Annotated in this window: 20 protein-coding genes and 2 tRNA genes; 11 read left to right on the forward strand and 11 right to left on the reverse strand. The window is 64.9% G+C overall.

Features of this window, described 5'->3' with window-relative positions; translation table 11 throughout:
• Together ACV22V_RS22190 and ACV22V_RS22195 are read left to right on the forward strand one after the other, a co-directional pair.
• A partial coding sequence (locus ACV22V_RS22190; RefSeq protein WP_448015563.1) for a gp53-like domain-containing protein occupies positions 1-557 on the forward strand: 557 nt, incomplete at its 5' end.
• A gap of 210 nt (positions 558-767) precedes the next feature.
• Entirely contained in the window at positions 768-1,058 is a 291-nt protein-coding gene (locus ACV22V_RS22195; protein WP_448015564.1) for a tail fiber assembly protein, read from the forward strand.
• 15 nt (positions 1,059-1,073) lie between these two features.
• On the opposite strand, the gene ACV22V_RS22200 is transcribed toward ACV22V_RS22195, so the two are convergent.
• The 3 genes from ACV22V_RS22200 to ACV22V_RS22210 form a co-directional block, all read right to left on the reverse strand.
• Positions 1,074-2,243 carry an acyltransferase family protein gene (locus ACV22V_RS22200; RefSeq protein WP_448015565.1) on the reverse strand — a complete coding sequence of 390 codons (1,170 nt, stop codon included), beginning with the start codon at positions 2,241-2,243 and terminating at the stop codon, positions 1,074-1,076.
• 364 nt (positions 2,244-2,607) lie between these two features.
• Positions 2,608-2,684 (reverse strand) — tRNA-Arg (locus ACV22V_RS22205).
• A gap of 182 nt (positions 2,685-2,866) precedes the next feature.
• A complete protein-coding gene (locus tag ACV22V_RS22210) occupies positions 2,867-3,697 on the reverse strand; it encodes an undecaprenyl-diphosphate phosphatase (RefSeq protein WP_059506104.1) in 831 nt (276 codons plus the stop codon).
• A gap of 484 nt (positions 3,698-4,181) precedes the next feature.
• Between ACV22V_RS22210 and ACV22V_RS22215 the strand changes: the two genes are divergently transcribed.
• From ACV22V_RS22215 to ACV22V_RS22235, 5 genes are all read left to right on the forward strand, one after another.
• On the forward strand, positions 4,182-5,093 hold the full coding sequence (locus ACV22V_RS22215; protein WP_448015566.1) for an aldose epimerase family protein: 912 nt from the start codon (positions 4,182-4,184) through the stop codon (positions 5,091-5,093).
• Between the two features lie 136 nt (positions 5,094-5,229).
• Complete coding sequence (locus ACV22V_RS22220) at positions 5,230-5,922, forward strand: peptidoglycan DD-metalloendopeptidase family protein (RefSeq protein WP_059691175.1); 693 nt, start codon at positions 5,230-5,232, stop codon at positions 5,920-5,922.
• A 379-nt stretch (positions 5,923-6,301) separates the two neighbouring features.
• On the forward strand, positions 6,302-7,921 hold the full coding sequence (locus ACV22V_RS22225) for an acyl-CoA synthetase (RefSeq protein WP_448015567.1): 1,620 nt from the start codon (positions 6,302-6,304) through the stop codon (positions 7,919-7,921).
• 88 nt (positions 7,922-8,009) lie between these two features.
• Complete coding sequence (locus ACV22V_RS22230; protein ID WP_059523428.1) at positions 8,010-8,336, forward strand: DUF2288 domain-containing protein; 327 nt, start codon at positions 8,010-8,012, stop codon at positions 8,334-8,336.
• Between the two features lie 10 nt (positions 8,337-8,346).
• Entirely contained in the window at positions 8,347-9,717 is a 1,371-nt protein-coding gene (locus ACV22V_RS22235) for an MATE family efflux transporter (protein WP_448015568.1), read from the forward strand.
• Positions 9,718-9,742: 25 nt separating this feature from the next.
• Here the strand turns inward: ACV22V_RS22235 and ACV22V_RS22240 are convergent, their stop codons facing one another.
• Positions 9,743-9,928, reverse strand: coding sequence for a hypothetical protein (locus tag ACV22V_RS22240; protein ID WP_059523432.1), 186 nt, complete (start codon positions 9,926-9,928; stop codon positions 9,743-9,745).
• Positions 9,929-10,064: 136 nt separating this feature from the next.
• Here ACV22V_RS22240 and ACV22V_RS22245 point away from each other — a divergent pair, with 136 nt between their 5' ends.
• Positions 10,065-10,235, forward strand: a complete 171-nt coding sequence (locus ACV22V_RS22245; protein ID WP_162840567.1) for a hypothetical protein — start codon at positions 10,065-10,067, stop codon at positions 10,233-10,235.
• 206 nt (positions 10,236-10,441) lie between these two features.
• On the opposite strand, the gene ACV22V_RS22250 is transcribed toward ACV22V_RS22245, so the two are convergent.
• Together ACV22V_RS22250 and sixA are read right to left on the reverse strand one after the other, a co-directional pair.
• Positions 10,442-11,248, reverse strand: coding sequence for a GNAT family N-acetyltransferase (locus ACV22V_RS22250; RefSeq protein WP_059523434.1), 807 nt, complete (start codon positions 11,246-11,248; stop codon positions 10,442-10,444).
• A gap of 159 nt (positions 11,249-11,407) precedes the next feature.
• Positions 11,408-11,869: a phosphohistidine phosphatase SixA gene (sixA, locus tag ACV22V_RS22255; RefSeq protein WP_059523831.1), complete on the reverse strand. Its 462-nt coding sequence runs from the start codon at positions 11,867-11,869 to the stop codon at positions 11,408-11,410.
• A gap of 162 nt (positions 11,870-12,031) precedes the next feature.
• Between sixA and ACV22V_RS22260 the strand changes: the two genes are divergently transcribed.
• A tRNA-Pro gene (locus tag ACV22V_RS22260) sits at positions 12,032-12,108 on the forward strand.
• A gap of 153 nt (positions 12,109-12,261) precedes the next feature.
• Positions 12,262-12,702: a hypothetical protein gene (locus ACV22V_RS22265; RefSeq protein WP_448015569.1), complete on the forward strand. Its 441-nt coding sequence runs from the start codon at positions 12,262-12,264 to the stop codon at positions 12,700-12,702.
• 52 nt (positions 12,703-12,754) lie between these two features.
• Here ACV22V_RS22265 and ppx read toward each other — a convergent pair whose 3' ends face one another.
• Positions 12,755-14,269, reverse strand: coding sequence for an exopolyphosphatase (gene ppx / locus ACV22V_RS22270; protein ID WP_059523436.1), 1,515 nt, complete (start codon positions 14,267-14,269; stop codon positions 12,755-12,757).
• 279 nt (positions 14,270-14,548) lie between these two features.
• Between ppx and ppk1 the strand changes: the two genes are divergently transcribed.
• Positions 14,549-16,612, forward strand: coding sequence for a polyphosphate kinase 1 (gene ppk1, locus ACV22V_RS22275; protein WP_059523438.1), 2,064 nt, complete (start codon positions 14,549-14,551; stop codon positions 16,610-16,612).
• A 120-nt stretch (positions 16,613-16,732) separates the two neighbouring features.
• Here ppk1 and phoR read toward each other — a convergent pair whose 3' ends face one another.
• From phoR to pstB, 4 genes are read right to left on the reverse strand one after another with little or no spacing between them, the layout of a single operon-like run.
• Entirely contained in the window at positions 16,733-18,052 is a 1,320-nt protein-coding gene (gene phoR, locus ACV22V_RS22280) for a phosphate regulon sensor histidine kinase PhoR (RefSeq protein ID WP_059523440.1), read from the reverse strand.
• Positions 18,053-18,109: 57 nt separating this feature from the next.
• The gene (gene phoB / locus ACV22V_RS22285; protein ID WP_006750313.1) at positions 18,110-18,811 is read right to left on the reverse strand and encodes a phosphate regulon transcriptional regulator PhoB; all 702 of its coding nucleotides are present in this window, start codon (positions 18,809-18,811) and stop codon (positions 18,110-18,112) included.
• Positions 18,812-18,841: 30 nt separating this feature from the next.
• Positions 18,842-19,546 (reverse strand): phosphate signaling complex protein PhoU, encoded by a 705-nt coding sequence (gene phoU / locus ACV22V_RS22290; protein ID WP_059523442.1) that lies wholly within the window; start codon positions 19,544-19,546, stop codon positions 18,842-18,844.
• Between the two features lie 18 nt (positions 19,547-19,564).
• The gene (gene pstB / locus ACV22V_RS22295; protein ID WP_059523444.1) at positions 19,565-20,413 is read right to left on the reverse strand and encodes a phosphate ABC transporter ATP-binding protein PstB; all 849 of its coding nucleotides are present in this window, start codon (positions 20,411-20,413) and stop codon (positions 19,565-19,567) included.
• Between the last annotated feature and the right edge of the window lie 4 nt (positions 20,414-20,417).

Here is a 20,417-nt window from a genome sequence, read left to right on the forward strand (position 1 = left end):
CGGGAAGCGGAACGCAAACGTTCGATGTCGCCAACCCCACTTTCATCGGTACCCAGGCGATCAATGGTCGATTTGCCGATGCTCGATATGCACAGATTGCGGGAAGCTCGTCGCAGGTGTTCTCTGCGGGATGGTCGGGGGCAGGCACTGCTCAGGTAGTCCCCCGCAATCAGGCAGATGCGCTGTACGCCGGACTAGCAGGTAATGCTTCGCAGGCCTTCAATGTCGCTCAAGGAACCTCGAATAATCAGGCGGTGCGCCTCGATCAGTTCCAAGGCGCGCTCACGACCAACGGATGGGTGAGCTTCCCCAACACATCGGGCATCTATAGAACGATCGTTATTCAGTGGGGTGTCATCGTCGCACCGGCGAACTCGAATAATTCGTATAGCCTTGCGACTACCTTCGCGAACGGGGCATTTTCGTGTGTGGCGAGCAGATTCGCGGGCGGGTCAAACGCCTCTGTTAACGCGAACCCTGTAGGGAAATCACAGATTCAGATTCAAAATTATGGATCTTCATCTGAGTCAGTCGGATACTTGATTATCGGAAATTGAAAATGCGAAATTACTTTTCGTCCACCCCTGTTCCGGCATTCTATAGTGAAGCGCTGCACGGGTGCCGTACGATCCTGATTCCTGATTCGTCGCAATCGGCGGATGATATTGATGAGAACGGCGTTCGTCTGATTGAAGCTCCGAACCCGGACTGCAAGATCCCAGCGGATGCAGTATTGCTGACTAATGAGGTATATGAGTCTTTGATGCGTGGCGTTCAGGCGGGCAAAGCAGTTGCTCTCGACGAGAACGGCGTGCCGTGTAACGTTGACCAGCCGCCACTACCCCCCCCAGGATGCGAAGAACTTCAACGCCGAAGTGCAGCGCCGGAGACTCGAAGAAGCCGCAGCTCAGATCGCGCCATTACAAGATGCCGTAGACCTCGGCGTTGCTACGGACGAAGAAAAGGCACGCCTGATCATCTGGAAGCAGTACAGGGTCTCGCTGAATCGAGTTGACCTTGTGGACCCCGTGTGGCCTGAAGAGCCGGCAAGCTCGTAGATCATGCGAGCCGGTTCATTCGCGCGCCTCTCTGGGCGATGGTGTCTTGGGCCGCTCCCCGCGCGATATCGACGCTCTGAACGCCTTGCCGAATTGCTGAGCCAACTTAACCGACGGGGCATCGACGAAACATGCGAAGACCGATGAAAATACCATGCTCGCAACTGCGACGGCTGCCGTCGCGGCCGACGCTCTGAGGATGTGGGGGTGGCCCGTCGTCCACAGATATACATGAATTCCAAGGGAGGACAGGACGAATGTATGCGTGAGATATAACGAGAAAGACTTATCGCCCAACCAGACCGCTGGACGTGTTGAAAGTAGTGCCGATACCTTGTTTTTACCCAGCACCGCATAAACCAGCAGAACTGAGCCAACGGCAGGTACCGCAACCGGCCATTCGATGCGAATTCCTGCTGACGCGATCCATTCGGCACCTGCCACGATCGGTTGATAGGGAATGCTGTACCAGTGGTATCCGCCAAGATAGAGCCCGACCAGCACACACGCAGCTACCGACCATGGCGATTCAGGCACGCGCCAAGTATGCATAAACGCGCCGACGAAGAATAATGCGAACAAGATTCCGTTTGTCGGATTCGCTATCATCAGCAAAATGCTAATGGCGGCAGCGATCCAAGACCGGAAGCGCGAGTAACCGAAAAGCGCGAGATAGGCGAAGAGCAGGAGTGATCCCAGAAACTCAACACCGATTGTCCACAGCACGTAGTTGTAGCGAGACTGGCCGAACACCAAAGAGCCATATATCGCGTCGCGCATGGTGGTGCTAATGCTTGGCTGGAACCGGTAGAACGACTGAATAAACGACCCAAGATCCGAGAAATCGGACGGGAATGCGTTTAGGGACATCAGCGCGTAACAAAGCAACACGGACGCCGCAACTGGAATGCCGAGTCGAAGGTAACGCTTCGACGCCCCGTCCTGCAAGCTTCGAAGGTCACCATTTTCGAAAAACTTGCGGGTTAACACGTAACCACTCATCACGAAGAAGATCGTAACGGCGAACGTTCCGTTGTAGAAAGCTCGCAACGGACTATTTAGGAGCCAACGCTCCCACGCGTACTTGAGATCAATCGCTTCCCCCGTTTGCAAATACGGGAAGAATGTGTAAAAACAGTGCGAAAACACGACGGCTAGAGCCGCGACACCGCGCAAGCCCTCCAACGGCAGGGCTTTCCCGGGTCCTCTAGTGACTTCAGTGAGGGGTAGTCGGGCATTTTGTCGTGCATCCGTCCTTGCCATAACGATTTTTGAACAAAGACGCAAGTCTACATCATGCGAACCGGGGGGGCGAGGCGCTGGACGGGTTGTTTCGGTGCCAATCCGGGTGCGAAACGGATCGCGATCCGGAGGGACAAATCCATCGCTAAAGAGTGCCAATCCGGGTGCGACGTTACAGCGTCTAAGCCGCCACTCTAGAACCTGGACCTCAATCGCGCGTTAGCGAAATCGGGTTACATTGGGGTTACATGGATTGGATTAAGCCAATCAGGAAACAAGCAGAATCGCTCTAAATGCTTGATTTTACTGGCCCGCCCTACACGATTCGAACGTGTGACCTACGGCTTAGAAGGCCGTTGCTCTATCCAACTGAGCTAAGGGCGGTCGAGGGGAAAAGACACGGCCACACGACCCGGGCCGCATTTGACGCGAAAGGCTTCGAGCACAAACCACACAAACCGCACTCAAAGCCCCGAAACGAAACGGGCCCGGCATGAAGCCGAGCCCGAAATTATACCCGATCATCGCGTCATATCATGCGCGACGCGCGACCGGCGCCGCAACCGTCAAACCGGCTGCGGATGCAGCATGAACCACCCAAGGCAAAACACCCCGGCAATCACGCAATACAGGCCGAACGAAGCCAGCCGCCCGCGCCCTTCGAAATAGCGCATCAAGAACCGCACACTCAGATAAGCGGCAATCGCCGTCAGCACGCCACCGAGCAGTGCGTCCGCGAGCTGGTCGCGCGCATGGAACAGCTTCGGCAGTTCGAGCACGCCCGCCGCAAAAATGATCGGCGTGCCGAGCAGGAACGAAAACTCCGCCGCCTTCTCCGCCGTCAGCCCGGCCGCGTTACCGGCGATCATCGTCAGCCCGCTGCGCGAGAAACCCGGAATCAGCGCGCCGATCTGCGCGAGGCCCACGAAGAACGCCTGCTTGAACGTCATCTTTTCGGGCGGCTGGTGTGCACGGCTGCGCTGGATCCGATCGCCGATCCACAGCAGCACGCCGTTGATGATCAGTGCGATCGCGACGATCCGCAGGTCGTGAAACACGCGCTCGATGCGCTTCTCGAGCAGCAGACCGACGATCCCGGTCGGGATCGTGCCGATGATCAGCGCCCACATCAGGTGCCCGTCGTCGTTCTTGCGGCCGCCGAGCTGCGCGAAGAAGCCGCTGATCAGCGCGATCCAGCGCGCGCGGAAATACCACAGCAGCGCAAGCGCGGTGCCGAGGTGCAGCGCGACGAGGAACGGCAGCAACTGCGGCGCGTGCTTGTCGATGTGCATGCCGAACAGCGCGGGCACGAGCAGCGTGTGGCCGAGGCTGCTGACGGGGAAGAGTTCGGTGACGCCCTGCAGGACGCTCAGGAATACCAGAAACCAGAGACTCACGCGTCGGTCCTTTTAGTGGTGATCAATCGGGTAGAAAAGCGGACGACGCATCGCGCGTCCGAAAAACGCGCCCCGATTATGCCCAGCCAGGATTACTGCGCCAAGGCATTTGGCTGGTTATTGCGGCAATGCACACAAACGCTTGCAACTTGTAAGCGCGCAGAAAGCAAAAAGCCCGCCATTTGCATGGCGGGCCTTTCGATTCCGGCAGAAATTGCCGTCAGCGGCCGAGCTGATAGAAAAACAATACCGTGCTGCCGGTGAACATGCCGAACAGTGCGATTCCCATTGCCATTGCCAGATCCATGGCCCCCTCCACGAAGTGTCATGACCCGGCAACATCACCGGTTTACAGGCATTATCCAGACCGTCGGCAGTCTGAAAAACTCGCGATTTCCCGAGAAGGGTTTTCCCCGACCGCGTCGCGGCCCGATAATGGAGCGCGCCATCGCGCACCCCGCCCACCCGTTCATACCGATTCGCCATGCCGATCTTCCAGCAGCACGACATTCATGAACTTCACGCCGGCTCGTCACTCGTCCGGGTCGCCCCGCAATTCGGCGGCCGCCTGCTGTCGTGGCACGTCGACGGCGAGCCGGTCATTTTCTGGCCGGAAGCCGCCGACTGGAGCAACCTCGCACGCGTGCGCGGCGGCAACCCGCTGCTGTTCCCGTTCCTCGGCCGCCATCGCGTCGACGGCGAACTGGGCCGCTGGCGCGATGCCGCCGGCGTGGTTCGCGACCTGCCGATGCACGGTTTCGCGCGCGACCTGCCGTTCGCGGCACAACCGTCGGCCGACGGCGCCGCGCTGTCGATGACGCTCGATGCGAACGACGCGCTGCGCGACGGCTATCCGTTCGATTTCCGGTTCGAGACGACCTACCGGCTCGCCGACGCCCACACGCTCGACGTCGCGCTCACCACGACCAACCGCGGCGACACGCCGCTGCCCTACTACGCGGGCCACCATTTCTACTTCGCGCTGCCGCACGGCGAGCGCGCGCAAACCACGCTCGAACTGCCGCCGACGCGCCGCTGCATGCAGCGCGCCGATGGCTCGATCAGCCCGCTGGAGCCCGGCGAAGCATCGTACAGCCTCGGCGATCCGGACATTCTCGACCGCTTCCACTGCCTCGACGGCGCGCCCGCCGCACCGGTGCGCATCGTGATGCCGGGCCGCCGCCGCACGATCGAAATCGCGCTCGACGTCCCGGGCTCGATCCCGTGGTACGCGGTCACGACCTGGACGGAAAAGCCGGAATCGGACTTCTACTGCGTCGAGCCGTGGCTCGGCCTGCCGGACGCGATCCACAACGGCCTCGGGCTTCGCATGCTTGCACCGGGCGCGACCGAAACGGCGACGCTGCGGATTCGCGTGCTGCCGCTCGCCGGCTGACGTCGGCCGCACCGGCGAACCGGGGCGCGCCGGCCGCGCCCGCGGCCCGAAACTGCGGTGCTCGGGTCGAACCCGTTAAAATCGGACGTTTTGTATCGCCTGCCGCGTCCCGCGCGGCGGGGTTTTGCGAGGTTCAATGTTCGGAACAACAACGAAGCGGCTCTTCGCGGCCGCCTGCGCCGCGCTGCTCGTCGCGTGCGGCTCCGCGCCCGTCGGCCCGGGTTACTACCGCGTCGAGCGCGGCGACACGCTCTACAAGATCGCGCGCGAGAATCGCACGTCGATGGCGAACATCGTGCGCTGGAACCAGATCGCGAATCCCGACGCGATCGAGGTCGGCCAGGTGCTGCGCATCGCGCCGCCGCCCGGCACGACGACCGCGTCGACCACCGGCACCGGCAGTGCGGGCCGCAGCCGCCCCGCGCCTTCCGCGCCGGTCGAATCGGCCGTCAAGCCGGCCACCAGCATCGCGCTGATCTGGCCGGCCGCCGGCAACGTGGTGCGCAGCTTCGACGGCTCGAAATCCAAGGGCATCGATATCGCGAACGCCACAGGCACGCCGGTGCTGGCCGCCGCGCCGGGCACCGTCGTCTATGCGGGCAACGGATTGCGCGGCTACGGCAACCTGATCATCCTCAAGCACAACGCCGATTACCTGACGGCCTACGCGCACAACCGTGCGCTGCTCGTGAAGGAAGGCCAGTCGGTCACGCAGGGGCAGACGATCGCGGAGATGGGCAACAGCGACAGCGATCGCGTCGCGCTGCACTTCGAGCTGCGCTACGGCGGCCGCTCGATCGATCCGGCGCGCTACCTGCCGGCGCGCTGAGCGCGCCACCGCCGAAGGAGGACGACACGCGATGCCGGCATGCATCGCATGTCGTCGCGAGGGAGATCGGGAAGGTCGTGTCAGCGCTTGCGCAGACGGCCGGTGAACCGGCCGGACAACGGATCGACGCGGCTGGCAAACGCCACCAGCGCACCGATTCCGAACAGGCTGAACCCCGCAGCTATCAGAAGCAAATCCATGGTCATATCACTGTTTTGTCATGATCTTATGCGTCATAGCGGAATCGTGCACTGAGCCGCCCCCGTTGCACGAGTCCGCACATTCCCCTATCCATCAGGCGCCATTGTGGTTTCGGTCGCGTGAAATGCCGATGTAATCCAGCGACCGATGCCGACGATGGACGCCAAGGAGACTTGCGATGCTGCCCGCCGCCGACCGCTACGACAACCTCCTCTCCCGCTTCGCGTGGGACGTTCCGCCCCGCTACAACATCGGCGTGGATGTCTGCGACAAGTGGGCCGACGGCAGCGGACGGCTCGCGCTGATTCACGAGACGGCGCAAGGCGACGTGTCCCGCCTCACGTTCGACTACCTGAGGAATGTTTCTAACCGTTTCGCGAACAGCCTCGCGCGGGCGGGTCTGCAACGTGGCGACCGCATCGCGATCTTCCTCGCGCAAGGTCCGGAAACGGCGATCGCCCATCTCGCCGCGTACAAGCTCGGCGCGATCGCGGTGCCGCTGTTCACGCTGTTCGGCGCCGACGCGCTCGAATACCGGCTCGCGAACAGCGAAGCCGCCGCGCTCGTCACCGACGCGGCCGGTTACGCGAAGATCGCGCCGCTGCGCGCACAATTGCCGGGGCTGCGCACGTGCTACTGCATCGGCGACGATGCGCCCGATGCGCCCGGCGTGCTGCGATTCGACGCCGCACTCGCCGCCGAATCGCCGGATTTCGTGCCGGCGGACACCGCCGCCGACGACCCGGCGGTCATCATCTACACGTCCGGAACGACCGGAAAGCCGAAAGGCGCACTCCATGCGCATCGCGTGCTGCTGGGCCACCTGCCGGGCGTCGAGATGTCGCAGCAATGCTTCCCGCGCGACGCGCGCCTGTTCTGGACACCCGCCGACTGGGCATGGATCGGCGGGCTCCTCGACGTGCTGCTGCCGTCATGGCACCACGGCGTGCCGGTGCTCGCGCGCCGCTTCGAGAAGTTCGACGGCGAAGCCGCGTTCGCGCTGATGGCGCGGCATGGCGTGACCCACGCGTTCCTGCCGCCGACCGCGTTGAAGCTGATGCGCGCGGTGCCCGCGCCGCGCGAGCGCCACGCGCTGGCGCTGAAATCGGTCGCGAGCGGCGGAGAATCGCTCGGCACCGAGCTGACGGCGTGGGGACGCGACGCGCTCGGCGTGACGATCAACGAGTTCTACGGACAGACCGAATGCAACATGGTGCTGTCGTCATGCGCGGCGCTGTTCGATGCGCAGCCCGGTGCGATCGGCAAGGCCGTGCCCGGCCATGCGGTCGCGATCGTCGACGAGCACGGCACGCCGCTGCCGCCCGGCGTCGAGGGGCGCATCGCGGTGCGCCGCCCGGACCCGGTGATGTTCCTCGAATACTGGCGCAATCCCGCCGCGACGCGCGACAAGTTCGCGGGCGACTACCTCCTCACCGGCGACACCGGCACGATCGACGCCGACGGCTTCGTGCGCTTCGTCGGCCGCGACGACGACGTGATCACGAGCGCCGGCTACCGGATCGGCCCGGGGCCGATCGAGGACTGCCTGCTCACGCACCCGGCGGTGCGGATGGCGGCCGTCGTCGGCGTGCCCGACCCGACGCGCACCGAAATCGTCAAGGCGTTCGTCGTGCTGAACCCCGGCCATGTCGGCGACGACGCGCTCGTGCAGGCGCTGCAGGCCCACGTGCGGACGCGCCTGGCCGCGCACGAGTACCCGCGCGCGATCGCGTTCGTCGACGGCCTGCCGATGACGGCAACCGGCAAGATCGTGCGCCGCGCGCTGCGCGACGCGTGAACCGGGCGCGCCCCGCCGCGTCGGACGGCCGGCCGCGCGCCCGGATGGTTTATAGTGGCGCCCACGCAGTCTTTTCAGCACACCACCGATGTCCTCCGACCAACACGAATCCGCCGCGGGCGCGTCGCACAGCCCGCTCTACGCCAAACTCCTCGGCGAAACCGCCAAGATCGACTGGTGCGATCTCGAGCGCTTCTTCGCACAGGGCAAGCTGCTGTCGGTCGCACGCGATCTCGATCTCGTCAGCGTCGCGGAAGCGATCGCCGGCGACGACGCCGACCAGGTCACGCGCTGGCTGTCGTCCGGTCTCGTCGCGCGCATGCCGGCGGAAACCGCCGCCGATTTCGCGGCCCGCAATCCGGAGCTGTGGGCGGTCGTCGTGTCGCCGTGGGTCTGCGTGCAGGAACGCGCCTGACGCGTTCGCCATGTCCGAATCCGCATTACCGCAGGGGGCCGGCACCGGATCGGCCGCCGTCTCGCACCGGCGCGTCCTCGCGCTCGCCTTCCCGATCGTCCTTGCGAACCTGACCCAGCCGATCCTCGGCGCGGTCGACACGGCCGTCGCCGGCCACCTCGACGGCGCGCAGTATCTCGGCGGCGTCGCGCTCGGCGGACTGTTCTTCAACTTCGTGTTCTGGGGCTTCGGCTTCCTGCGCATGGGCACGACCGGCGTCGTCGCGCAGGCGCACGGCGCCGGCGACGCCGCCGGCATCCGGCTCAACGTGCTGCGCGCGCTGATCGTCGCGTTCGCGCTCGGCGCCGCCGTGCTCGCGCTGCAGGTCCCGCTGCTGTCGTTCGCGCTGACCGCGCTGGGCGGAAGCGACGCCGTCCGCGCGACGGCGCTGGCCTATGGCCACGCACGCATCTGGAGCGCGCCGTTCGCGCTCGCGAACTACGTCGTGCTCGGCTACCTGCTCGGCGCGCAGCGCGTGCGGCTCGCGCTCGTCACGCAGGTCTTCATCAACGCAGTGAACATCGGTGCCGTGCTGTTGTACGTGTACGGCTTCGGCTGGGGCATCGCCGGGATCGGCGCGGCAACCGCGACCGCGGACGCGTGCGGCTTCGCGCTCGGCGCATGGATGCTGTGGCGGCTGCGCCCGCGCGGCCTCGCACCGCTGGCCGCGGGTGCATTGGCGGATCGTGCGGCGCTCAAGCGGCTGATCGCGCTCAATCGCGACATCTTCCTGCGCACGCTGTGCCTGCTCGGCGCATTCGGCTGGTTCGCGCACCTGGGCGCCACGCAGGGTGACGCGACGCTCGCGGCCAACGCACTGCTGCTGAATTTCCAGACCTTCATGGCTTACGGGCTCGACGGCTTCGCGCATGCGGCCGAGGCGCTCGTCGGCGCCGCGGCCGGCGCGCGCGACCGCACCGCATTCCGGCAGGCCGTGCGGGTCACGCTGCTGTGGTCCGCGCTCGGCGCGCTGCTGTTCGCGCTCGTCTACTGGGCGGCCGGCGGCTGGATCGTCGCACGGCTGACCGACCAGGCGGGGATCCGCGCGGTCGCGCTGCAATACCTGCCGTGGGCGGCAATCTCGCCGATCGTGTCCGTGTGGGGGTTCCTGCTCGACGGCGTGTTCATCGGCGCGACGCAGACGCAGTCGCTGATGCGCGCGATGGTCGCGTCGTTCGCGATCTTCATTGCCGCGACGCTGGCGGCAGTCGGCCCGTTCGGCAACCACGGGCTGTGGTTCGCGCTGCTGCTGTTCATGGTCGCGCGTGGCGCGACGCTCGCGCGCTACTTGCCGGCGCTGACGCGGCGGATCGGCGCCGACGCACCCGCAGCCGGCACCTGACGGCCGCGCACGCCGGCCGGTTTCGTTATTGCGCGGATGCGGGTGCCGACGGCGCCGGCTCACCGAGCATCGACGGCGGCGTCATGTCGGTCGGCACGCCGTGATAATCGGCCGGATCTTGCGGCGGGTGGCCGCGACGAGCCTGGCGGGGATCGCTGGAACAGCCGGCGAGAATGGACGCGGCCAGCACGGCCAGCATGAAACGGGTCATCGGTGAGGCTCCGGAAAACGGCGCGCCCATCGCGCGCCAGGACCGCGCCGAGTCTAGCCGAATTCCGGGTTAGGGGTTGTCCCGCGCATGTTCTACCATGTAGCAGATGGCGCTGTGCCGTTGAAAGGAGGCTGCCATGTCATCTGAAGAGATCGCCGGCCTGATCGGCCTGTTCATCGGTCTGATGGTGCTCGTCGCCCTGTCCTATTTCGAGTCGCGCGAATACAAGCGCAGCCACGGCGGCGAAGGAATGATCCATCACTGGATGGCCGAACATCACCTGCTCGACTGGCGGCGCAAGCACTAGGCAAGCCCGCCCCGTTGTCCGGGCCGCCCGCGCGGCCCGCGCCGAACGTGCGTCTGCCGGCACGGTGGGCAGTGCGCATCGCCCAAATTAACAGGGCCGGATAGAACGCTTTCCGCGGAACGAACAAACGCCGTCGCGCGGCAATCTGCCGCGCGACGGCGTTCGCTTGCGTGCGCGCCTGAGCAGCGCGCCGCGATCGGGATGGCTCAGCCCAGGAAGTGCCGGGCGTAGCGCGCGTTGATGTCCGACAGCCGGAACAGCGTCAGGAAGTCCGCGCAGTTGAAGTCGGGATCCCACGCCGGCGCGCCGCAAATCTTCGCACCGAGACGCAGGTAGCCCTTGATCAGCGGCGGCGGCGCAACGACGGTGCCCGTCTGCAGTTCGTCGACCGGCAGCGCCGTATGAGGGAACGCGCGATATTCCGGCGCCGTCAGCGAGTTGGCCGGCAGCGACTGATACAGATTCGCCGCATAGTGCCCGCCGTCGGCCATCGACACGCTCGCGCAGCCGAGCATCGTCTCGTAGCCGTTCTGCATCATGTACGCGCCGAGACCGCCCCAGAGCGCCATGATGACGGCGCCGCTGCGGTAGTCGCTGTGCACGCACGAGCGGCCGACCTCGACCATCTTGCCGCGCAGGTGCGTAAGGCGCGACAGGTCGAATTCGCCTTCGGCGTACAGACGGCCGACACGCGCGGCCTGGTGCGGCGGCAGCACGCGGTACGTGCCGACCACCTTCAGCGTATCGAGGTCGCGCACCAGCAGATGATCGCAATAGGCGTCGAACGGGTCGACGTCGAGACCGGACGGACCGCTGACCTGCGCGCCCATCTCGTCGGCGAACACGGTGTAACGCAGGCGCTGGGCCTCGCGCAATTCATCTTCCGTGCGTGCCCAGGCGGCACGCAGACGGTACTCGGATGTGACGGTTTCAGCAGCGCGCGGCAGGTGACGCCGCGACGTGTCGAGGGGAAGCGAGGCAAAGGGGAGCGTAGGCGTCGGCAGTTCTCGCATTAGGCTTTCCTGGTCGTAAGGAATAGGACGACATGCCAGCCAATGTAGTAACCGGTCGTTACCGTTCTGTGGCACGACCGTGTCCTTTCAATGACGTGTCGCCGAATTGACTTTAGCAGAAAGCCTGCGAAACCGTATGATCAATGCCTTCAAACCGCTTCAGACAAGGTCCGGCGTCAATACCGCGCGCAGGACGGCCTGACGGTTGCCGTCGCGCGTGCGGCTCGCGAGCCACACGATACCGCCCTTCTTGACGCTCCAGCTATCGTCGTTGCCGGCGATCAGCTGCGCCGCGACGCAGCCGAGCGTCGGCTGGTGCCCGACGATCACGACCGTGGGCGCGATGCCGTCGGGCCACCCGGCGGCCGCCAGCACGTCGTCGACGCTGCCGCCCGGCGCGAGCGCATCGATGGTCCGGTACTGGTCGGTCAGCGCCTCGACGGTCTGCACGGTGCGCGCCGCCGGGCTCGCGAGGATCACGCTGCTCGACTCGAGCCGGCCGCGCAGCCATTTGGCCATCGCTTGCGCATCCTTGCGCCCGCGGGCCGTCAGCTGGCGCGCGAGGTCGCTTGCCGCGTAGTCTTCGGCTTCGGCGTGGCGCCACAGGATCAGGTTCATCATGATGTCTCTCCATGCTTCGACGAATGATCCGGCCGCACACCCGCGGGCCGGACGATCACGCTTCGAATTGTCGCCAATCGTCAGCGGTTCGTGATGATATGCGCCGTACGCAAAAACGCGATTGACCCGGTTACCCATTAGACGATAGAATCTTTGGCTCGTCGGAGCGTAGCGCAGCCTGGTAGCGCATCTGATTTGGGATCAGAGGGTCGTAGGTTCGAATCCTATCGCTCCGACCACGAGATACACGACAAGGGTTGCAAGCCATCGCGCTTGCAGCCCTTTTTCGTTTGGTCCGCCGCCCGCTTCGGCCACCGGGGCCACCGCCCGCAGCCCGCGCACGAAAATTGCGGGAACACGCGATAATGTCCGCGACCAACCCGCAATTGCGCATGAAAAATCACGTTTTCAAGACCGCCATGCTCGGCGCGCTGCTCGCAATCGGCACCCTCGGCGCGCCCGGCGTCGCATCGGCGAAGTCGCTCGACGACGCGCTCGACTGCCATTCGAACGGCCACAAGTTCGTCGCGCCGCTGCTCGCGGCAGGCGACATCCAGTCGGAGCCGATGCACGTCGAATCGAATTCGGTGAACGCATTCCGCACGAACCATCCGCTGACCGCCTACGGCTTCGGCGTCTATGTCGTGCTCGGCTACCAGGCGAACGATCCGATTTTCCAGCCCGGCGACGGCACGCCGATCGGCGACTGGGCATACGGCGTCGTGGTGCGGGGCACGAAGAGCGCGGTCGAACAGGCCGTGCGCAAGGCCGGCAGCGATGCGACCGTCAAGCAGGCATTCCCGTTCCTGACCGCGATCGTGTGCTCGGACTGAGCGCGTCCAAGGCAACCCGGCGGCGCGGGCGCGCCGCCGCCGTGCCGGCGCGTTACGCGCCCGTATAAACCACGCGGTACGGAATGCCGACCTTCTCCCACTCGGCCGCTTCCTGGCTGAGGCTGTAATCGGTCAGCGGGTTCTGCTCGACCCATGCGCTCGGCAGGCGCACTTCATACCCGCCCTTCTTCATCTGCGACACGGAAATGTCCGGCAGCCCGGCATCGGTCCGGCGCCGGCAAAGCAGCGCCGCGAGCCGCAGGCAGAACAGCAGCGGCCATTCGACGTCGCGCGCCTGCGACAGCTTGCCGAGCTTGCCCGCATGCCCGAGCACGAGCGCGGCAAGGCGCGCCTGGTCGGTGCGCGAGAAGCCCGGCATGTCGGCGTTGCTCGCGATATAGGCCGAATGCTTGTGATACGAGCTGTGCGAGATCGACAGGCCGATCTCGTGCAACGCGGCGGCCCAACCGAGGAACATCCGGCCTTCCTCGCGTTCTTCGTCGTCGGAATCGTCGAGCTCGTCGTAGAACCGCACCGCGAGCGCGCCGATGCGCTCGGCCTGCGCGCGATCGACGCCGTAGCGGCGCGTGAAGCCCTCGACGGTCACCGCGCGCATGTCCTCGTGCTGGGTCCGGCCGAGCAGGTCGTACAGCACGCCGAGACGCAATGCGCCGTCGGTGGTATCGACGTAGTCGACGCCCAGTTCCTCGAATACCGCGAGCATGATCGCGAGGCCGCCGGCGAGCACCGGCACGCGATCGGGCTTCAGCGCGATCAGCTTCAGCCGGTTCACGTTCTCGGACTTGATCAGCGCGCGCTTCAGGCGTTCGAGCCCGCCGCGCGAAATGCCGTGCGTGATGCCCGCGTCGTTGAAGCCGTTCGCCTCGACGAGTTCCGCGAGCGCGCGCGCGGTGCCGGACGAACCGATCGCTTGGTCCCATCCGGCCTTCTTGTATTCGCTGGAAATGATCTGGATCTCGCGCTTGGCCGCGAGTTCGGCTTGCCGCATCGTGTATTCGTCGACGTTGCCGGCCGGGAAGAACGCGCGGCTATGGCTCACGCAGCCGATGTAGAGGCTCTCCATCACGATCGGCGTGTAGTGCGAGCCGATGATGAATTCTGTCGAGCCGCCGCCGATGTCGACGACGAGCCGCTTGCCCGCGCTCGCCGGCACCGAATGCGCGGCGCCCGCATAGATCAGGCGCGCCTCTTCGCGGCCCGCGATCACTTCGATCGGAAAACCGAGCGCCGCTTCGGCCTCGCCGAGAAATTCGCCCGCATTCTTCGCGACGCGCAGCGTGTTGGTCGCCACCGCGCGCACATGATCGGGATGGAAATCGCGCAGGCGTTCGCCGAACCGCTTGAGCGCCTCCCAGCCACGCTCCTGCGACGCGCGATCGAGCATCTTGTCGCTCGACAGGCCCGCGGCCAGTCGAACGGGCTCGCGCAGCGCATCGACGGGATAGATCTGGCTGCCCGCCGGCGTTTCCTCGACGCGCCCGACGATCAGCCGAAAGCTGTTCGAGCCGAGATCGACGGCAGCCAGCAAGTGGGGGGATGTAACCATCAGAAGGGGGCTCCGTGCGCGTTCGCCCGCGGCAGCCGGTCCGGCCACGCTGGACGATCAATCAAAGGCGACATTTTAAGCGTGGAACGCTTGCCGTTGCCACGCTTCACGGGCATGTACACGGGTAGATTGTATATGGCCGAAACATTTATGAGACGAAACGGTTCAGGCGTAGAATTTCCCGATATAAATACATTATCGTCATCAGCACGTCATCGTACCGTGAGAGTTTCCGAGCGTCCTTTCGAATCATCGCCCGAATCATCCCCTACTCTGCCGATGTCCGTCCGTTATCCGCTTCTCAATCGTGAACTCGGCATCCTCGGTTTCAACGAGCGCGTGCTGGCCCAGGCGGCTGACCCGCAGATTCCGTTGCTCGAGCGCCTGCGCTTCATCTGCATCACGAGCAGCAACCTCGACGAATTTTTCGAAGTCCGGATGGCCGGCCTTCAGGAACAGATCCGCGACAACCCCGGCGCACTGACGCCCGACGGCATGTCGTTGCAGCACGCCTATGACCTCGTCGTCGAGCGCGCGCAACGGCTCGTGCACCGCCAGTACACGATGCTGCACGAGACCGTGCTGCCCGCGCTCGAACAGGAAGGCATCTACTTCCACGCGAGCGACACGTGGAACGAAGAACAGCTCGAATGGGCGCGCCGCTACTTCCTCGATGAACTGCTGCCGGTGCTGACGCCGATCGGCCTCGACCCCGCGCACCCGTTCCCGCGCGTGCTGAACAAGAGCCTGAACTTCGTCGTCGAGCTCGAGGGCCGCGACGCGTTCGGCCGCCAGGCGGTGATGGGCATCGTGCAGGCGCCGCGCGCGCTGCCGCGCGTCGTGCGCATGCCGCAGGCGCTGTCGGGTTTCGAGCACGGCTTCGTGCTGCTCAGCTCGTTCATGCAGCGCTTCGTCGGCGAACTGTTCCCGCAACTGGTCGTGAAGAGCTGCAACCAGTTTCGCATCACGCGCAACAGCGAGCTGTTCGTCGACGAGGACGAAATCACCAACCTGCGCGTCGCGCTGCAGGGCGAACTGCCCGCGCGCCACCTCGGCAACGCGGTACGGCTCGAAGTGTCGGCCGACACGCCGGCGCATATCGTGCGGCGCCTGCTCGAGGAAAGCCTGCTCGGCGAGAAGGACTGCTATCGCGTGGCCGGCTCCGTGAACCTCGTGCGGCTGATGCAGATTCCCGATCTCGTCGATCGACCCGACCTGAAGTTCTCGCCGTTCACCGCATCGATCCCGCCCGCGATCGTCAACACGCCGACGATGTTCGACGCGATCGACGACGGCGACATCCTGCTGCACCACCCGTACGAAAGTTTCCAGCCGGTGCTCGAACTGCTGCAGCAGGCCGCGAAAGACCCGAGCGTCGTCGCGATCAAGCAGACGATCTACCGCACCGGCACCGATTCCCCGCTGATGGACGCGCTGATGGAAGCCGCACGCAACGGCAAGGAAGTGACCGTCGTCGTCGAGCTGCTCGCGCGCTTCGACGAGGAAACCAACATCAACTGGGCGTCGCAGCTCGAAGCCGTCGGCGCGCACGTCGTGTACGGCGTGGTCGGCCACAAGTGCCATGCGAAGATGATGCTGATCGTGCGGCGCGTCGTGCAGAACGGCAAGGCGTCGCTGCGCCGCTACGTGCACCTCGGCACCGGCAACTATCACCCGCGCACCGCCCGCCTCTACACCGACTTCGGGCTGATGACGGCCGACCAGAAGATCTGCGAGGACGTTCACCACGTCTTCCAGCAACTGACCGGGATCGGCGGCGAGCTCACGCTGCACGAGCTGTGGCAGTCACCGTTCTCGCTGCATCCGCGCATCATCGAATCGATCCGCGCGGAAATCGACAACGCGCGTGCCGGCAAGCGCGCGCGCGTGGTCGCGAAGATGAACGCGCTGCTGGAGCCGTCGGTGATCGCCGCGCTGTACGAAGCGTCGCAGGCCGGCGTCAAGGTCGACCTGATCGTGCGCGGCGTGTGCGCGCTGAAGCCCGGCGTGCCGGGGCTGTCGGAAAACATCACGGTGCGCTCGATCGTCGGGCGCTTCCTCGAACACCACCGCATCTACTATTTCCACGCGGACGGCGCCGAGGACGTCTATCTGTCGAGCGCCGACTGGATGGACCGCAATCTGTTCCGCCGCGTCGAAGTCGCGTTCCCGATCCGCGAGCGCAAGCTGAAGCGCCGCGTGATCGCCGAAGGGCTGTCGGTCTGTCTCGGCGACAACCAGTCGGCCTGGCAGATGCTCAGCGACGGCCACTACCGCCGGCGTCGTGCGGGCAAGACGATCCGCAATGCGCAGCTCGGGCTGCTCGCGAAGTTCTGTTCGTAGACATGGGGCGGCGCGCGGGTTCGCGTGCCGCTTCACCAAACGAAAAAGCACAGCCCGAGGGCTGTGCTTTTTTATTTGCGGCGGGATGCCTGCGTGAGGCACCCGATTCGCGTCATGCGCTCACGCTTCGAACGTCGCCGGCCGGATCGCGATGATCCGCGACGCCGGGAAGCGTGCGGTGAACGTGCTGCCGCGCCCTTCCTCGCTCTGCACGTACAGGTGCGAGTCATGCCGCTGCAGCACGTGCTTGACGATCGCGAGGCCGAGCCCCGTGCCGCCCGTATCGCGCGAGCGGCTGCGGTCGACGCGATAGAAGCGTTCGGTCAGCCGCGGCAGGTCGGCCGCCGGGATGCCGAAGCCGCTGTCGGTGACGGAAAACACGCCTTGCGCGCCCTCGCGCCGCCACGACACGAGGATCTTGCCGCCGTCCGGCGTATAGCGGATCGCGTTGGTCACGAGATTCGCGAACGCACTGAACACTTCGGTCTGCGCGCCCGTGACGCCGAGCGTCTCGTCGATCGTGAACGTGATTTCGTGATGCCCGTTCGACAGCGTCTGCGCATCTTCCTTCAGATGGTCGAACACGGCACGCATGTCGATCGCGTGATCCATCGGCGGCTTGCTTTCGCCCTCGAGCTTCGCGAGCACCAGCAGATCGGTGACGATGTGCCGCATCCGCGACGCCTGCTGCTCCATCATCTCGAGATAGCGCGCGCGATCCTCCTCGTTCAGCGGCAGTTCGCGCATCGTCTCGAGGAAGCCCGACAGCACGGTGAGCGGCGTCTTCAGTTCGTGCGACACGTTCGCGACGAAGTCGCGCCGCATCGCGTCGGTCCGCTCGAGCTCCGTGATGTCCTGCGTGAGCAGCAGCTTGCGGTTCTCGCCGTACGGAAACACCTGCACTTCGAGCACGTTCTGCCGCGAGTCGCCCATCCCGCGCATCACGAGCGTCTCGTCGTAATGCTGCGCGTTCAGGTAGCGGACGAAATCAGGATGACGAACCAGATTCGTGATGTGCTGGCGCAGGTCGCGCTTCGCGTCGAGGCCGAAATGCACCTCGGCGATCGCGTTGCACCACTCGATCTGGTCATGGTCGTCGAGCATCGCGACGCCGTTCGGCGACGCCTGGATCGCCTGGATGAAGCGCGAATGCTGCTGCTCGACCTGCCGCACCTGCGCATGCCACTGCTTCGCGAGCTTGTGCAGCCGGTAGTAGATTTCACCCCAGATGCCCGGTGCGCTCGGCACCTCGCCGTAGACGGGCGCATCGAGCAGACGCCAGAGGCGTTGCGTATGGAAGGTGCTGAAGAAGCCCTGCGCGACCAGCATCACGACCGCGAACCCGAGGCCTGCGATCGGGCCGGCGAACACGCCGACCAATACGCTGATCAGCACGAGCAGCACGAGCGACACGAGAAAGCGCGCCCAGATGATGTTCATGATTCAGCGCCCGAAAGAATGAACGGCATGCCGTGGCACACGGCATGTCCGGATACGTTACGCGTGCTTGGCGAGCCGGTAGCCGCTGCCGCGCACGGTCTCGATCATCGCATCGCAACCGGCCGGTTTCAAGGCCGCGCGCAATCGTTTGATGTGGACGTCGACGGTGCGCTCCTCGACGAACACGTGATCGCCCCAGACCTGGTCGAGCAGTTGCGTGCGGCTGTGCACGCGCTCCGGATGCGTCATGAAGAAATGCAGCAGGCGGAATTCGGTCGGGCCGAGATCGAGCTTGATCTCGCTGCCGTCGCCGTGCGCGGCGACCCGATGCGTGGCCGGATCGAGGCGCAGCCCGTTGATCGACACGACGTCCTCGGTCAGCTGCGGCGCGCGGCGGCGCAGCACGGCCTTGATGCGCGCCATCAGTTCCTTCGGCGAGAACGGCTTCGTCACGTAGTCGTCCGCGCCGATTTCGAGGCCGAGCACCTTGTCCTGCTCGTCGCCGCGCGCGGTCAGCATGATGATCGGGATGTGCTTGGTCCGTTCGTTGTTGCGCAGGTCGCGCGCGAACGCAATGCCGGACTTGCCCGGCAGCATCCAGTCGAGCAGCACGAGATCGGGCAGCACGTCGCTGATCAGGTTCTGCGCCTGCTCGGCGTTGTACGCGCGGATCGGGCAGTGACCGGCATGCTGGAGATTCACCGAGATCAGTTCGGAAATCGCGGGCTCATCTTCGACGACGAGAATGTTGCTGGGCATCGGCACCTCTGTTCTTCCTTACGGAGTCGATTAACTGTTGGCTTCGCGATCGAGCGTGTCGCGCGGCTGGTGCCGCACGTCGGTGCCCTTCACGATGTAGATGATGAATTCGGCGATGTTCTTCGCGTGGTCGCCGATCCGTTCGATCGCCTTCGCGATGAACAGGTACTCGAGGCCGACCGAGATCGTGCGCGGGTCTTCCTGCATGTACGACACGAGCTTGCGCACGAACGCGCGGAATTCGAGGTCGATTTCCTTGTCGTCCTTGACGATCTGCGCGGCCGCCACCGTATCGAGGCGCGCGAACGCGTCGAGCGCGCGGCGCAGGATCGTCACGGCCATCTCGCCCGACACCTTGATCTCGGCGATGTTCACCGCACGCGCGGCCGGCTCGTCGATCAGGCGACGCACGCGCTTCGCGATCTTCTCGGCCTCGTCGCCGGCACGCTCGAGGTTCGTAATCGTTTTCGAAATCGACATCAGAAGACGCAGGTCGCGCGCGGCCGGCTGCCTCCGCGCGATGATGTTGCCGCACTCCTGGTCGATGTCGACTTCCATCGCGTTCAGCGTTTCCTCGGCCGCGATCACCTTCTCGGCCGTCTCGCGGTCGAATTCGTTCAGCGCATGCATCGCGCCGACGATCTGCGACTCGACGAGCCCGCCCATTTCCAGCACTTTCGACGACACGGCATTCAGGTCCGCGTCGAACTGGCTCGACAGATGTTTATCCGACATGGTTGTGATTCTCCGTCATCAGCCGAAACGGCCGGTGATGTAGTCTTCCGTTTCCTTGCGCACCGGCTTGATGAAGATCTTTTCGGTTTCGCCGAATTCGATCAGCTCGCCCAGGTACATGTAGGCCGTGTAGTCCGAGCAGCGCGCGGCCTGCTGCATGTTGTGCGTGACGATCACGACCGTGTAGTCGCTCTTCAGCTCCGCGATCAGCTCCTCGATGCGGCCCGTCGAGATCGGGTCGAGCGCCGAGCACGGCTCGTCGAGCAGCAGCACTTCCGGACGGATCGCGATACCGCGCGCGATGCACAGACGCTGTTGCTGGCCGCCGGACAGCCCGTAGCCGCTCTGGTTCAGCTTGTCCTTCACTTCGTTCCACAGCGCGGCCTTCGTCAGCGCCCACTCGACGCGATCGTCCATCTCCGAGCGCGTGAGCTTCTCGAACATCTTCACGCCGAACGCGATGTTGTCGTAGATCGACATCGGGAACGGGGTCGGCTTCTGGAACACCATGCCGATCCGCGCGCGCAGCAGCGAGATGTCGCGCTTGGTGGTCAGCAGGTTCTCGCCGTCCATCAGGATTTCGCCCTCGGCGCGCTGCTCCGGATAGAGCGCGTACATCTTGTTGAACGTGCGCAGGAGCGTCGACTTGCCGCAACCCGACGGACCGATGAACGCCGTCACCTTCCCTTCGGGAATGCGCAGGTTGATGTTCTTCAGCGCGTGGAACTTGTTGTAGAAGAAGTTGAGGTTGTTGACCTCGATCTTCGCGTTCAGCGGCGCCAGCGGACGGCCATGTGCCGCATCTTGCGTGCCGGCGGGCGCAGCGGTGCGCTCGACGGGATTCAGGTGGCTTTCTGCCATATTCATCGGA

The organism is Burkholderia sp. AW33-5, assembly GCF_053427615.1.